Consider the following 14,185-nt stretch of genomic DNA (forward strand, 5'->3'; position numbering starts at 1 on the left):
TTCAGCGAAGCTCTAGCCGGCTGAGTACCTTTGCCAGTTGCTGTCTGGCGTCTCCGGTGAGAGGCAGCAACGGAGCGGGCAAACAATTACCTTCGGTATAACCAAGTAAATCCGCTGCTGTAGCAATGACCCTCAGGCCACCTTTGTTGTGCGTAAAAAGATCCCACAGCGGCTCAAGTACTGAGGCTTTTTCAGCCGCCTGATGCGGCGTGTGGTGAACAGCATCTATCAATGATTTTATGGTATTGGGGAACAAGCCACCGGCCACGGACAGCCAGCAATCACAGCCTGCCAGCATACCGGCTACCCCAAATTTATCGGCGCTAACACCCACGGCCACATGCTCAGGTATGATGGCCCGAAGTCGGGTCAGGCGGGCTGCGCCTTCTTCGGCCGAACCAAATGGTGCGCCGGGTATTTTTATGGCGCTGATATGAGGCAGCCGCGTAATTGCTGCGTACAACTCGTCTGAAAAACTAAACTGGGTGGTGCCCGGGTTTTCATACACGCATACGGGAACGCTGACCTCCCTGCACACCTGTTCAAATAAGTGGTATACCTCATCGCTGTTTAACGGATGATAGGCCACTGGCGCCAGTAATAAAGCGCTGGCACCTGCCTGCTGCGCCTGTTGCGCATTGGCCAGCACCTCTCTGGTTAGTAAAGCCCCGATGCCGGCCATCACCGGAATACCATCAGACTGCTCAACGGCCAGCTGAATAACCTGTTGTTTCTCGGCAGGGGTGAGGTAGGGGTAAAGACCGGTCGAGCCCATTACACAAATAGAGTCCGGGCGCGCGGCGCTCAGGTTTGCCAGCAGCACCGACATAGCCGGCAAATCAAGCCGGTCATAGCGAAATGGTGTAACAGGAAACGCGGATAAGCCAGTAAACATAAAAACCTGTAAAGGGGTCAGCCATTGAACTGCTGTTTAACTTAGCATTAAAGCAATTTTCACACATCTTCTTATGATCGAAACCGGTCTTTCACTTCTATATCTATATTACTAGTAAATAAACTTTTATTTATGTGTCCGGTATGCTCAATCAAAATAAAAAGCCTGTCAGCAGTGTAAACAGGACAGATAAAGCTGGCGAACGCGCTTGCCGGGTGACTTAAATGGGTAAAGGCATGTGAGGCTGACAAGATGTCACAACAAGACACGATAAATGAAAATACTGACAGCCCGTCAGAAAAAGTACTAATCAACAAAGTTCCTTTTTACGGTTCGGTTATCGGCATCGTACTGTTTGCACTATGGGCTATGTTTTTTACCGAGTCCGCAAATTCTGTTATCAATCAGGCTCTAAGCTGGATATCCGCTACGTTCGGCTGGTTTTATTTTTTTGCTATTTTTGTTTATTTACTGTTTGTGGCGCTGGTTGCTGTTTCCCCCTGGGGGAAAATACGGCTGGGTCAGGAACATACCCGGCCTGAGTTCAATGTGGTGACCTGGGCCGCCATGCTTTTTTCTGCTGGTATCGGCATTGACCTAATCTTTTTCTGTATTGTTGAACCGGTGACCCAGTACCTGACCCCACCGGTTGCCATGGGAGAAGGCAGCGAAGCAGCCCGCAATGCGATCAAAATCACTTTGTTTCACTGGGGCTTATCCGGTTGGGGCGTCTATACACTGGTGGGAATGGCGCTGGCCTTTTTCAGCTACCGTCATGGTCTGCCGCTGGCTATTCGCTCTGCGCTATATCCTGTATTTGGCAAAAAAATCTACGGACCCATCGGGCATACGGTAGATATTGCAGCTGTGCTGGGGACCGTTTTTGGTATTGCCACCAGTCTGGGTATTGGCCTGATTCAGCTAAATTACGGCTTAAATCACGTATTTGGTATAGCCGAAGGCCTTACTGTGCAAATTGTACTGGCCGTGGTGGTGATTGTTTTTGCCGCTATTTCTGCAGTCACCGGGGTGGAAAAAGGCATTCGGCGGTTATCTGAATTCAATATGCTGATGGCGCTGGTTCTGATGTTGTTTGTATTATTTGTAGGCGACACCCGCTTTCTGCTTAACGCGCTGGTGCTCAACATTGGCGACTACATGACTGATTTTGTCAGCATGTCTTTTAATACCTTTGCGTTTGACCCACCCACTGACTGGCTGAATGCCTGGACGCTATTTTTCTGGGCCTGGTGGATTGCCTGGGGGCCGTTTGTGGGTATGTTCCTGGCCAGGATTTCACGGGGACGTACAATAGGCGAATTTGTAGCCGGAACCTTGTTGCTTCCGCTGTCTTTTATGATTGTGTGGATGTCTGTTATGGGCAATAGTGCCATTGACATGGTGATGTCCGGGGCACAGGATTTTGGCGAACAGGCGGTTAATAACCCTGGCTCTGCTATTTATCTGTTTCTGGAAAGTATTCCATGGGCGGCGGTGACTACCATCGTAGTCAGCATCCTGGCATTTGTATTTTTTATTACATCCGGTGACTCAGGCTCCCTGGTACTTTCCAATCTGACATCAGTGCTCAGAGACCCATACAGCGATGCGCCAGCCTGGATGCGGATTATGTGGGCAGCCATTATAGGCCTGTTGACGATAGCGCTACTACTGACCGGGGGGTTATCGGCCCTGCAAAGTGCTGTGGTGGTAACCGGTTTGCCGTTTGCCATTGTGCTGTGCCTGATGATGTTAGGTCTGTTTAAGGCATTGCGGGTAGAAAGTCTGAAGCAAAAAGCAGCAGATACTAATTTCAGTGGTACTTACTTTGTTGAGTCTGACAAGAACTGGACCCAGCGACTACACCGGTTTGTCAGTTTTCCTGACCAGAAGCAGTGTCAGCAGTTTCTGGACGAGGTCGCCATGCCGGCAATGAAAGAGGTAAAGGCTGCGCTGGAGGAACGTAAGCTTACTGTTACCATCAGTGAGAATCATGATGACAGTGATGTGTGCATGTCATTACAGGTAGACCTGCACGACGCTCAGGATTTCTACTATGCGCTGCGTCCAAGTCAGCATGCTATGCCATCTTTTGCTACCCGTTCTGCCAGAAGCAGTAGCAAATATTACCGGGTGGAACCTTTACTGGCAGAAGGCGGGCAGGGGTATGATCTGATGGGTTATACCCAGCATCAGGTTATTGAGGATATTCTGAACCAGTTTGAACGCCACATGCATTTTCTGCATGCTCAGCGTACCCAGCCGGGTGCCGATACAAACCTGTTTAAACCGGGAAACTAGGCCCGGCGGCTTACTTCCGGCAGGTCAGCAAGGTTACTGGCCTGCCGGTTCACTGTGTTATTCACGCATTTCCAATCACAGCCTGATGCAGATGATATCTGTTGTCAGCGGTGTTGAGAATTAGTGTGGATTTGCATGAATTGCTGTTATTTGTTGTGGCGTGTCTGGCGCCCGCTATTAAGCCTGCCTCAGGACTGGGGGCTGGCTACTATGTTCATACCCTGGCTGCTTAAGTGTGATTGTCGACCATAATTGTCAACTCAGCATGGCTGTTCACGGTCGTGAAATGGCGCTGGGAGGCTGTATCTAGTTTATCTGGGGGCACGGTCAAACAGGTCAATGCTAAATGGTAACAACCAGTTGCCAGCATCAATGCAGGTTTCACCCGAGCAAGCAAACGGCAATGAATTTGTTCAGGGTATCGTGGTTAGTGTGCTCAGCCCGAAAGTTGCGCTGTTCTTTTTGTCAATTTTACCGCAGTTTGTAAATCCGCAGGGTGGCGCAGCGACTCAGCAGTTATGATTGCTGGGCTGTGTTTTTGTGTTCTGGCATCTGCAATCAACCTCTTTACTCCAGTACCGGAAGCTGGGTGTTCCTTCGCCCCCGGTCACAACGCCTCACCCGCATACTTGAGGGTGTTGCGGGAGGACTTCTGCTTGGGGTGTCCGGTAAGGCGATGCTTACTAAGCAATAATCTGTTGTTAAAAGGATTTTTACCGCGAAGCTGTCGTATCGCCAGAAACAAGATCAGGCAACCAGTGCGCTGGTGCTGTACATCGCGTGACAGCTGTTAGTCGCGCTGATAGTACCAGAGATAACCCGGTTAATGGTGCAAAGAGCGTCCGGAATGAGTGCAGTAAAAAAGTGCTATAAAATGCGTTTTTTAAACTTTCTTTTTTTATCTTTTGGTATACAGTAAGTACGCATTTTTAGCTTAAGGACAAGCACTTATGATTTATAAAATGGTCACCGTCGGATTTTTATTATTCTCTGTTAGTTCAGCAGCGCTGCCGGTGCACAACTTCGAGCCTACCGCTTCTGTATGCGCTAACATCGACGAGGAAGTGAATAAGGCTACCTCGCGTCTGCGCAGTGAACACAGTATCCGCGAAGGCGCGTACTTAAAGCAGCGTTTACAGGATTTACGCCAGATGCGTATCGCCTGTCAGAATGCTGAATTTAAAACCCACCCCGCTGACTAATTTTGCAGGATTAGGCAGAACACCCACACAATAAGGCAAGCAACATAATTTAACAAAAGCTAATCTTGGCATCGTTACGTATACACTCTCACTTTTGATGACAAACGAGGTTAACGATGAAAACAGTTGGATACGCCGCTCATGATACAGATGCACACATGGTGCCTTATCACTTTGAACGCCGTGCTCTGCGCAGCAATGATGTGGCCATTGAAATTCTGTACAGCGGTATTTGTCATTCCGACCTTCACACCGTCAATGGGGACTGGGGTCCGCAACAATATCCGCTGGTACCGGGTCATGAGATCGTAGGTAAAGTGATTGAAGTGGGGCCGGAGGTAAAAGATTATGCGGTGGGTGAGCATGTGGCAGTGGGCTGTATGGTCGATAGCTGTCAGGAATGTGACCAGTGTCATAACCATGAAGAGCAGTATTGCCGTAATGGCATGACACCCACCTACGGTGCCCCGGATCGCATCGATGGTACTATTACTCAGGGTGGCTATTCTAAGCATATTGTGGTGCGCGAGCAGTTTGTGCTGCGAGTACCTGAAGCGCTGGATCTGGCTAAAGCGGCGCCTATTTTATGTGCCGGTATTACAACCTATTCTCCGTTACGTACCTGGGATGTAAAAGAAGGTAGCCGGGTTGGTGTTGTTGGTCTTGGTGGACTTGGCCATATGGCGGTAAAACTGGCGGTTGCCATGGGTGCAGAAGTTACCGTAATCAGCCGTTCTGATGCCAAAAACCAGGAAGCCAAAGATCTTGGCGCGACCGGTATTCTGGTGTCTACCGATGAAGATGCGATGAAAAAATCAGCCAATGCCTTTGATGTGATACTGGACACGGTGCCGGTTAAGCATGATGTTACCCAATATGCGCCATTGCTGGACGTGGATGGGTCACTGGTCATTGTGGGTCAGGTAGGTCCGCTGGACGAACCGTCTACCATTCCGCTGGTCACCGGTCGTCGTCGTATTGCCGGTTCTCTGATTGGTGGTATTCAGGAGACGCAGGAAGTACTGGATTTTTGTGCTAAGCACAATATTCATCCTGAATGTAAAATGATTCGCCCGGAAGAAGTCAACAAAGCTTATGAGCATCTGGCAAAAGGTGATATTGCCCACCGGTTTGTTATGGACATGTCATCGCTGGAAGTGGAAGCTTAAGCTTTCATTCAGCTTTTAGTATAGTGGAAGCCGAAGCCTTTAAAGGCTTCGGCTTTTTTATTGATGTTTTTATAGCCATGATTGATATGACACCATCTGACTTTTCAGCTACTCACGATGCGCCTCACGCCAGCCAGATTCAGCAACTGATTAACCGGGTAAGCCGGTTTGCGCCCCACGACGGCAATTTTTCTCTGCTGGACGGGCGTATTCACATTGTTAAATCATCGCACAGCCAGACTGAAAAGACGTTTACCCTGGCACAACCGAGCTTGTGTCTGGTACCGCAAGGCGCCAAGCAGGTATCGCTGGGTACAGGAAGCTTTGAATACGATGCCACAAAAATGGTGCTATACGCAGCTGAAGTGCCACTTAAAGTCACCATTACCAAAGCCAGTGCAGACAAGCCATATTATTGCGTGGTGATTCCTATTGATGGCAAAGCGCTTAACCGGCAGGTATTGAAAGTGTTCAGCCAGGGGGTACCGGCGGCTGCGCGAACCCGGGCGGTTTACGTAGGCGCGTCTGGTTCACAGTATGTCAGTGCCATAAACCGTATTTTTGATGTGGCAACCCAGCAGGACAACACCGCCTTATTGGTGCCACATATCATTGATGAGATTCTGCTGCGTTTACTATGCAGCCCGGTAGGCGCCGAAGTGGCCCAGATTGGTGTGGTGGACTCTAAAATCGAGCGCATATCAGCAGCAGTAAGCTTTATCAAAAACCACTATGCCAGGCCACTTAAAGTTGATGCACTGGCCCGCGAGGTGGGCATGAGCCTGTCGTCATTTCATACCCACTTTAAGCAGGTTACCCAACTGACGCCGGGCCAGTTTCAAAAAATGCTGCGCTTGCAACATGCCCGCGAGCAGGTTCGTCAGGGCGTGAGCGATGTGACCCGTATTGCCTTTGATGTAGGTTACGCCAGTGCGTCTCAGTTCAGCCGGGAGTATTCACGGGAGTTTGGCATCGCGCCATCCAAAGACAGCTTATGAGCCCGGCTCAATAACTTTCATTACCCGCGCCGGATTACCGCCAATCACCACATTGTCGCCGAAGCTTTTTGTGACCACAGCCCCGGAGGCTACCACTACATTATTGCCCAGAGTAACGCCCGGGTTGATGACTGCCATACCGCCTACCCAGCAATTGTCTCCCAGCGTGACCGGCCGGGCAAATTCAGCCCCCCTGGCACGTTGTTGCGGGTCCAGCGGGTGCGTAGCGGTATAAATACCAACCTGCGGGGCCAGCATACAGTCTCTGCCAATGGTCACCTGGGCGGCATCCAGAATGACGCAGTTAAAGTTGGCAAAAAAGTTCTCACCCACTTTGATATTGAAACCATAATCACATCTAAAATCGGACTCGATATACAAACGTTTACCTGTTTGTCCGAACAGCTTTTTTAAAATATCTGCCCGCGCTTTGGGCTGAGTCTGGCAGGTATTGTTCAGTTCTTTGAGAAGTAAACGACAGGCATGGCGTGCTTCTACCAGGCTTTTATTGAGCGGGTTATATAATTCACCACTCATCATTTTTTGCTTTTCAGACATATCGGCATGGCTTTGTTAGTGAGTGGACGTAACGTATCACATTACAGGCAAAAAGCACGCTGCCACGCTAATCTGAAGCCTGTTTTGAGGGGGTGTTGTTGGTCAGCACCATGCGCATAAAATAACCTAGGTTGTTTGTCGGTCTTGTGAAGGTGGTCTCATTTTGTTGCCTTAGTCACCTGGCGGTAGCTCAACTCAGCCATACGGCGAGCCAGATTACCACTGCTATGAGCATGGCAACGCTGACTGCTGCTGAGCCTAAATCTTTGGCCAGCCCAGATAATGGATGTAGATCCAGGCTGATACGGTCAATGGTCGCTTCAATCCCGGTATTAATGATTTCAGTAAGCATAACCAGTAAAACAGACGTCAGCAGGGCAGCGTTTTTTGCCGGTGAAAGGTCACTGAACAGAATCAGCAACCCGGTTGCCCCCAGCAATATAAGCTCTTGTCTGAATGCAGCCTCGTGCAGGACAAGCCATTTTAAAGCTCTCAAGGAATGCTGGCTGGCAAGGTACAGACGACGCGCGCCAATGGGCTTGTTATGTTTATCAAACTGCATGCTCACCTCCTTTGCTAAAAGCCTGGCAGCGGCTAAAGATATCGCTATCGGTATCATAGGTGCTGCTGTGAGTCAGAGTCAGGCCTAACAGGGTGTCGTAGAGGTTATCCTGTGACCATGGCTGAGTACTGACACTTTCCACACAAGCTTTGTAGCGGCCCTGCGCTAATCGTGAGTCCCAGTAAATCATGGGCACATGGGTTTGTTCAGCAGGGGCTACCGCATACGGAAAACCATGCAAATACAGACCTTTTTCCCCTAGTGATTCACCATGATCAGACAGATACAGCATGCTGGCATCAGGCAAAGTTTCAAGCTGACTGATAACACCGCTTAGAATATGGTCGGTGTATACCAGGGTGTTGTCATATGTGTTGATCAGTTGCTCATGACTACAGTTCTGGATGTCACTGCGCGGACAGTCTGGCGTAAAGGTTCGGTACTGAGAAGGGTAGCGACGATAATAGGTAGGCCCGTGAGAGCCTATCATATGCAATACTATCAGGCGGTCTGAGGTAGCTGGCCGGGCGAGTTCGGCGCGCAGTTCATCCAGTAATATATCATCCAGACAGTAATCCCCGTCACACCACTTAGGATCGCGGGCGGGATCAAAATCAATGGTGTTGATACGTTGGCATACGCCTTTACAGCTACTGTTATTATCAATCCAGGTAACCTCACTGCCAGCCCGAAGAATAATATCCAGAACATTGTCCTGACTCTCGGCGATACGGCTGTCATAGTCTTCGTGGGCGAGTCGCGAGAACATACAGGGCACGGAAACTGCGGTCGCAGTGCCACATGATACAACCTGCCGGAAGCTCACAATATCACTGCGCGCTGACAGCAACGGGTTAGTGGATCTGGGGTACCCGTTTAAGCTGAAGTTATCGGCCCGGGCGGTTTCCCCGACCACCATCACCGTTGTTTTGTAGGGCGCACCTGACCGGTGGCCGGAAATAGGCTTTTTATCCAGTACCCGAAAGGCAAGGGGCGGGTAAAAGTAACTGTCACGAAGGTATTTATAGCCTGAATCGTAAAATGCATACGGAATGATATATTTGGTGAGTGTATGGTTATTACGACCCACCGCGGCGTAATCCTGATAAAAGCCGGCGGCAACCAGTACAATGCTGGCAACAGCCAGTGCGTTGACTTTAAGTACCTGGCGGGTACGTTGGGTTAAGCGCCCTTTGATCTGCTGATTACTTAATGCAAAAACCGGTATCACGCCCAGCACAACTAAAAAGCATAAAAAACTCAGATTGAAATAGGAAAAGGCTTCACCAGAATTGGTCTCAAGGACATTCTGAATCATGCTGCGGTCATAAATAATACCGTAAACCAGCGTGGCATAGAGCAGCAGTGCGCTGATAATAATTGTCAGACTGATAATCAGCCGGGGAAAAAACAGGGCTCCGCTAATGGTCAGGAAGATCACTGTCAGGCTGGTCAGTACCACAGGAACTGTCAGAATAAACAACCAGCTATGAATATCATTCGGACCAACGGCCTGATAAACCTGCTCCAGAAAAGGAATATTAAAAATAACCGCCACGACCAGTGAGGCCATCAGCAGCACCTGAGCCGCACTTAACGTCAAGCGAAATGGGAATCGCATGCACACACCTGTTATTCAGTAAAGTGCATGAAGTATGCAGCGCAACCCTGAAGACAACCTGAGCCGGCGCTTAAGAAACGCCTAAGGGTTTTATTGTTATATTATCTGGCCGGTATCAGTATGACTTGCCGGCATATTTTATATTCTAGCCGCACTATTTATTGTTGTTGCCCGTAAGGCTTAAGCATTTCTTAAGCCTTTGGTGATACGCTTAGTGTCAGTAAAGTGTTTTTGGCTGAACGTGCATGCGTATACTGTTTATAGAAGATTCAGAGTCATTGCGTAAATCCCTTGGGCTGGGCCTGAGAAAAACAGGTTATTCAGTAGATATTGCTGCTGATGGTGCAGAAGGACTGAGCATGGCACTGATGGGTGAGTATGACATCCTGATTTTAGATCTTATGCTGCCCGAAGTAGACGGTATGACTATTCTCAAAACCCTGCGCAAACGAAACATGGCGGTAAGGGTTCTGATCCTGTCTGCCCGCTCAGAGCCAGAAGAGCGTACCTCGGGCATCTTGGCTGGTGCGGATGACTATCTTTCCAAGCCGTTTGCCTTTGATGAACTTTGTGCACGGCTGATAAACCTGATGCGCCGGGGGGAGCCGCAATACTACCGTGATGTGATTTGCGTAGAAAAATTTGAGCTGGATTTACAAAGTAAACACTTAAGCTATGACCAGCAACCGGTCGTGCTGACTCCCAATGAATACCGAATTGTTGAATGCCTGTTCAGCAACAAAAACCGTATTGTTACCAGTGAAAAACTGAGTGAATACATCACCGGCAGTTACGACAGTATTTCAAAAAATGCCATTGAAGCCCACTTATCAACGATTCGGCGCAAGGTCCGTAAAATGGGAGCAGAGCTGCCGGTAACAAACAAGCGGGGCTTTGGTTATACGGTAAATGCAGTATCATGAGGTCGATACAGCGCACCTTGTCCCGCCGTTTATCGGTGGCCATCACGTTGCTGGTTATTACGGTGTTGCTGGCAGCCGATATTGCGGTGGATACCTGGATTGAAGCAGAGTTTGAGCATGCCATGAAGGATAAAACCGGCCTGCTGAAAACACTGGTTAAATCTGATGAGGGAGCACTGCGTTTTTTTTATTCCAGTGATTTTTTACCTGAGTTTGAAGGAGCGGCATCGCCGGAGTATTTTCAAGTCTGGATAATGCAGAAGCATGGTGGCAAGCCGGACATACTGGCAAAATCAGCCACACTGGATTTGTATTCTGCCAAAACGCTGCCGTATCGTCCTGCTATCAACAACGATACCATCATCAGTACACTCACCCTTCCAGACGGGCGTAGCGGCAAAGCTGTTTACAGTCAGTTTGATGTTGACGGTCAGCGGGTGCTGCTGGCTTACGCCGATTCAACAGAAAACGTGAATTATTACCTGTGGTTTATCGATGTGGCCTTTTTGCTGGCGCTGATCATTATTCCGCTTATCGTCCGGTTTACTGTTAAAAATACCGTGGCTTTTGCATTATCGCCGCTGGAAAGCCTGAACGCGAATTTGCGCAAGATCCGGTTTTCAGCCCGACAGTCAGATACCGCGCTGCCAGCATCAGTGGAAGAGCTGAATCCGGTAATAGACGGGGTTAACCACTTTATTTTCCAAAACTACTCGCTATTTGAAAGGGAACGCCGACTCACTTCTGATATAGCGCATGAACTGAAGACCCCGGTCACGGAGCTTAAAAATCTGGCAGAGATGGCTATCCGGTTTCCTGATGACCCCGAGCTCGAGCCGGATTTTAAGCCCGAAGTATTGCGCATTGCTAACCGGATGAGCAGCGTTATTGCAAATCTGATGCTGATTCATAAGTACAGCAACCAGCCATTGAAATGCTCTGAATGCTTTGAGCCGGAAGGGGTATTAACGCGGTTAGCCAGTCAACTGGATAAGCGTCGGATTCGGGTGCTGCCAACCGACTCGGTGGTGCACAAAACGGCCATAACCAGCAACCTCTTTGCATTTGAAACTATTCTTAGCAACCTGCTAAGAAATGCGCTTAAACATAGTCCCGAGGGGTCATCTGTACAGGCTGATATACGTCATAACGCAAAGAAAAATACACAAGTTGTTATAACCAATATGCTGAGCGAATCACTGAGTCATGACGATATTAAGAATATGTTTAATCCCTTATGGCAAAAAGATGCCTCGCGCACATCGGCTGAGAATTTTGGCCTGGGGCTATCAATTGTGGATGTACTGACCAAAGCCCTGGGCGGAACAGTGTCTGTCACCGTGCATCAAATGGACATCCGGTTCACCATTACTTTACCCAATAGTGCGTCCGGCTGATCACGCCCGGTTTTTTATTTTTAGCACTAAATCATCAACCTGTATTTTAGCCCGTCAAAAGTGTGACAATATTTTCATTTCGTATGATCTATTTATCTGCAGTACCTGTTTATTAACTATCCGCCATGTTGCGTTGCTAGTGGACTGCAGGCACATTTTTGCTGTGCTTCACCTCACACTTTCTGCAAGCTGTTACATGCAAGTCCTTCATTGCGCTGGCCGGGCAAAAATAAGACTCAAACTTTGTTGGAATGTACATGAAAAAAACACTTGTATGCGTGTCGCTAAGCCTGGCGCTGGCGGCTTGTGGCGGGGGCGGTGGCTCAGATGACAACAGCGAACCTCAGGATAGCCGCTTTACGGTAACGGTAACGACATCGAACGGGGGCAGTGCCTCTCCGGGTACGCAAGCCGTCACCGAAGGCAATACACTGGCCATAACCCTCACCGCGGATGACGGTTTTGAACTGGCGTCGGCCTCTGGCTGTAGCGGCGAATTATCGGGTAATACTTTTACCACCGGCGCAATTACCGCTGACTGTACGGTGAATGCCAGCTTTGAAGAAGCAGAACCGGCTGTCTCCGATATCAGCGTGACCACATCTGCCGGAGAGGGCGGTCAAATTTATCCGGCCAGTCAGACGCTGGCGGCCGGCGACCAGGCGTTTGTGACGGTTGTGCCCGGTGCTACATCCATGCTGGATGATATCAGCGGCTGTGATGGTAGTCTCAAAGGTAATATTTATTCATTTACTGCACAAAGCGCGTGTGACATTACCGCCAGCTTTACTGCCCAGCCAGATACCAGCTCGCGCAGTAATCTGGGGGCACAGAAAACACTGGTGCTGCCGGTCGGCTTTGCCGGACGCAGTGCGCTGGATGGTTTCAGCACCCAGCAATTGCAGGCTATGTTTATTACCCAGCGAAATGCGATTAACCGGTATGTGGTGGACGGCTCTGAAGGGGAAAGCTGGCTGGAGCCAGCCATTCTGGATCAGTACGAGCTGACCGCGACCAACAATAATGACGCGCCGACCTCAGCAGAAGGACTGGTTGATGCCACAGTACAAATCAGTGAAGCGCAGCGCCTGGAAATCTATCAACATATCAGCGACACCGTGGCCGATTTCACCAGCTACGATCGCTTGATTACAGTGATTAACGACACACCAAATCAGCCATATGTGTGCTATGCCTCGCTAGGCACCATTACCCAGGATGGCTGGGAGCACTATGTGACGCATAACGGTAGTCAGTGCGTTAGCAAAGCCACGCTGATTCATGAACTGGGGCATACTTTTGGGATGCGGCATACCGATCGTATTGCCTGCTCAACAGTACCCACTGAAACGCTGTCGTATCGTAGCAGCAGTGATTGCCCGGCTGGTGTGGCGGCAGACAGCCCGCTGCCAATGGGTAGTGTGGATGAGCATAATGCCCTGTACAGTGCCGTGATGCGTGAGCGGGCCGGCTGGCTGACCAGCGAGCAGGTGGCCACAGTGACCAGTAATACCTCGGTCACGCTGAGCCAGTCTTCATTACCTGACGGCGGTGTTCAGCTGGTGCGTGTACCTTATGCCAGCGACAGTAACGGCAATACCCTGTATATCACAGCCGAGTTGAAAACGACTCAGGGCCTGGATCGCAGTCTGTTCAGCACGCTGGGTATAGAAGATGATTATCAGGTGATGATTTCTGTTCCCCATACCCGCAGCAGTACCGAAGCCAGTGCGGCACTGACCGAAGCGGTATTTTTAACCCGCACCGGTGATGCCAACCTGGGCGGTACCGAAGGCTACACCGATGAATTTCGTGATATAGCCATTGAAGTTACCGGCACGCAGGGCAGCGGAGCGAACCTGACGGCGAATCTATCAGTGAGCGTACCGCGGGTTATGCCTTCGGTAAACCTGGCGGTGCTCCCCGGCGCGTCGGCGTCTGAGTCGGTGACAGTAAGCTTTACCAATAATACAGACAACGCAGTATCAGGACTGAACACCGCCCTGAATGGTTTTAATCCTGATCACTTTAGTATCACAGCGTCTGACTGTAACAATGCTACGCTCAACGCCGGTGACAGCTGTTCGGTTACCGTAGCCAGAACTTCAGCCACGCCAGGCTTTACGGCTCTGCGCCTGACCGGTAATGATGGCGTTAGCCAGCAGATTGAGATAGAAGCCATTGGCATAAATCAGCCGTTTGATGCCGCAGCCACGCTCGAATGGCTGGAAGAGTCCGATTATCCGCGGATGAATCTGTTTGAAGCGATTGCCTATTGCGATGCCAAAACTGACAACGGGGCGTCTGACTGGCGCATTGCCAGCCGCGAAGAATTAGAAGCGGCATTTGTTAACGGCACACCGCCGCTTGATTTGAGTGTGTCCGGGCTAAACCGCTTCTTCTGGTCTGCCTCTGTGCAGTCTGGCGGCGCTAGTCAGATTTTACAGGTCACCCCGCAACAGGCTTACTCGATAGCCCGTTCAAATGAGCGCAGCGCTATTCGCCATGCGGTCTGTGTGCGTACGCTATAAAGTAGCTACACCTGTTAGCTGATAACAC

General features: G+C 49.9%; 13 protein-coding genes. 9 read left to right on the forward strand and 4 right to left on the reverse strand.

Annotated elements, in window-relative coordinates:
• Window position 1: 1 nt before the first annotated feature.
• Window positions 2–895 (reverse strand): dihydrodipicolinate synthase family protein, encoded by an 894-nt coding sequence (locus EZV72_RS05010; RefSeq protein ID WP_137166208.1) that lies wholly within the window; start codon window positions 893–895, stop codon window positions 2–4.
• 252 nt (window positions 896–1,147) lie between these two features.
• Here EZV72_RS05010 and betT point away from each other — a divergent pair, with 252 nt between their 5' ends.
• From betT to EZV72_RS05035, 6 genes are all read left to right on the forward strand, one after another.
• A complete protein-coding gene (gene betT, locus EZV72_RS05015) occupies window positions 1,148–3,196 on the forward strand; it encodes a choline BCCT transporter BetT (protein WP_137166209.1) in 2,049 nt (682 codons plus the stop codon).
• 110 nt (window positions 3,197–3,306) lie between these two features.
• Complete coding sequence (locus EZV72_RS18720) at window positions 3,307–3,429, forward strand: hypothetical protein (RefSeq protein WP_269747635.1); 123 nt, start codon at window positions 3,307–3,309, stop codon at window positions 3,427–3,429.
• A gap of 106 nt (window positions 3,430–3,535) precedes the next feature.
• Window positions 3,536–3,718, forward strand: a complete 183-nt coding sequence (locus tag EZV72_RS18585) for a LysE family transporter (RefSeq protein ID WP_232364512.1) — start codon at window positions 3,536–3,538, stop codon at window positions 3,716–3,718.
• 428 nt (window positions 3,719–4,146) lie between these two features.
• A complete protein-coding gene (locus EZV72_RS05025; RefSeq protein WP_137166210.1) occupies window positions 4,147–4,398 on the forward strand; it encodes a hypothetical protein in 252 nt (83 codons plus the stop codon).
• 116 nt (window positions 4,399–4,514) lie between these two features.
• Window positions 4,515–5,567 (forward strand): NAD(P)-dependent alcohol dehydrogenase, encoded by a 1,053-nt coding sequence (locus tag EZV72_RS05030; protein ID WP_137166211.1) that lies wholly within the window; start codon window positions 4,515–4,517, stop codon window positions 5,565–5,567.
• 23 nt (window positions 5,568–5,590) lie between these two features.
• Window positions 5,591–6,565: an AraC family transcriptional regulator gene (locus EZV72_RS05035; RefSeq protein WP_137166212.1), complete on the forward strand. Its 975-nt coding sequence runs from the start codon at window positions 5,591–5,593 to the stop codon at window positions 6,563–6,565.
• Here the strand turns inward: EZV72_RS05035 and EZV72_RS05040 are convergent.
• From EZV72_RS05040 to EZV72_RS05050, 3 genes are all read right to left on the reverse strand, one after another.
• Window positions 6,560–7,123, reverse strand: a complete 564-nt coding sequence (locus EZV72_RS05040; protein WP_137166213.1) for a sugar O-acetyltransferase — start codon at window positions 7,121–7,123, stop codon at window positions 6,560–6,562. The genes EZV72_RS05035 and EZV72_RS05040 overlap by 6 nt on opposite strands.
• 190 nt (window positions 7,124–7,313) lie before the next feature.
• Entirely contained in the window at window positions 7,314–7,685 is a 372-nt protein-coding gene (locus EZV72_RS05045) for a diacylglycerol kinase (RefSeq protein ID WP_137166214.1), read from the reverse strand.
• Window positions 7,675–9,306: a phosphoethanolamine transferase gene (locus EZV72_RS05050; RefSeq protein WP_137166215.1), complete on the reverse strand. Its 1,632-nt coding sequence runs from the start codon at window positions 9,304–9,306 to the stop codon at window positions 7,675–7,677. The genes EZV72_RS05045 and EZV72_RS05050 overlap by 11 nt, the downstream gene beginning before the upstream one ends.
• Window positions 9,307–9,551: 245 nt before the next feature.
• Between EZV72_RS05050 and EZV72_RS05055 the strand changes: the two genes are divergently transcribed.
• From EZV72_RS05055 to EZV72_RS05065, 3 genes are all read left to right on the forward strand, one after another.
• The gene (locus EZV72_RS05055) at window positions 9,552–10,229 is read left to right on the forward strand and encodes a response regulator transcription factor (RefSeq protein WP_137166216.1); all 678 of its coding nucleotides are present in this window, start codon (window positions 9,552–9,554) and stop codon (window positions 10,227–10,229) included.
• Window positions 10,226–11,626, forward strand: coding sequence for a sensor histidine kinase (locus EZV72_RS05060; RefSeq protein WP_137166217.1), 1,401 nt, complete (start codon window positions 10,226–10,228; stop codon window positions 11,624–11,626). The genes EZV72_RS05055 and EZV72_RS05060 overlap by 4 nt, the downstream gene beginning before the upstream one ends.
• Before the next feature lie 257 nt (window positions 11,627–11,883).
• Window positions 11,884–14,157: a M12 family metallo-peptidase gene (locus EZV72_RS05065; protein WP_175405045.1), complete on the forward strand. Its 2,274-nt coding sequence runs from the start codon at window positions 11,884–11,886 to the stop codon at window positions 14,155–14,157.
• Window positions 14,158–14,185: the final 28 nt, after the last annotated feature.

The sequence above is a fragment of the Salinimonas lutimaris genome (assembly GCF_005222225.1).
Lineage (GTDB): Bacteria > Pseudomonadota > Gammaproteobacteria > Enterobacterales > Alteromonadaceae > Alteromonas > Alteromonas lutimaris.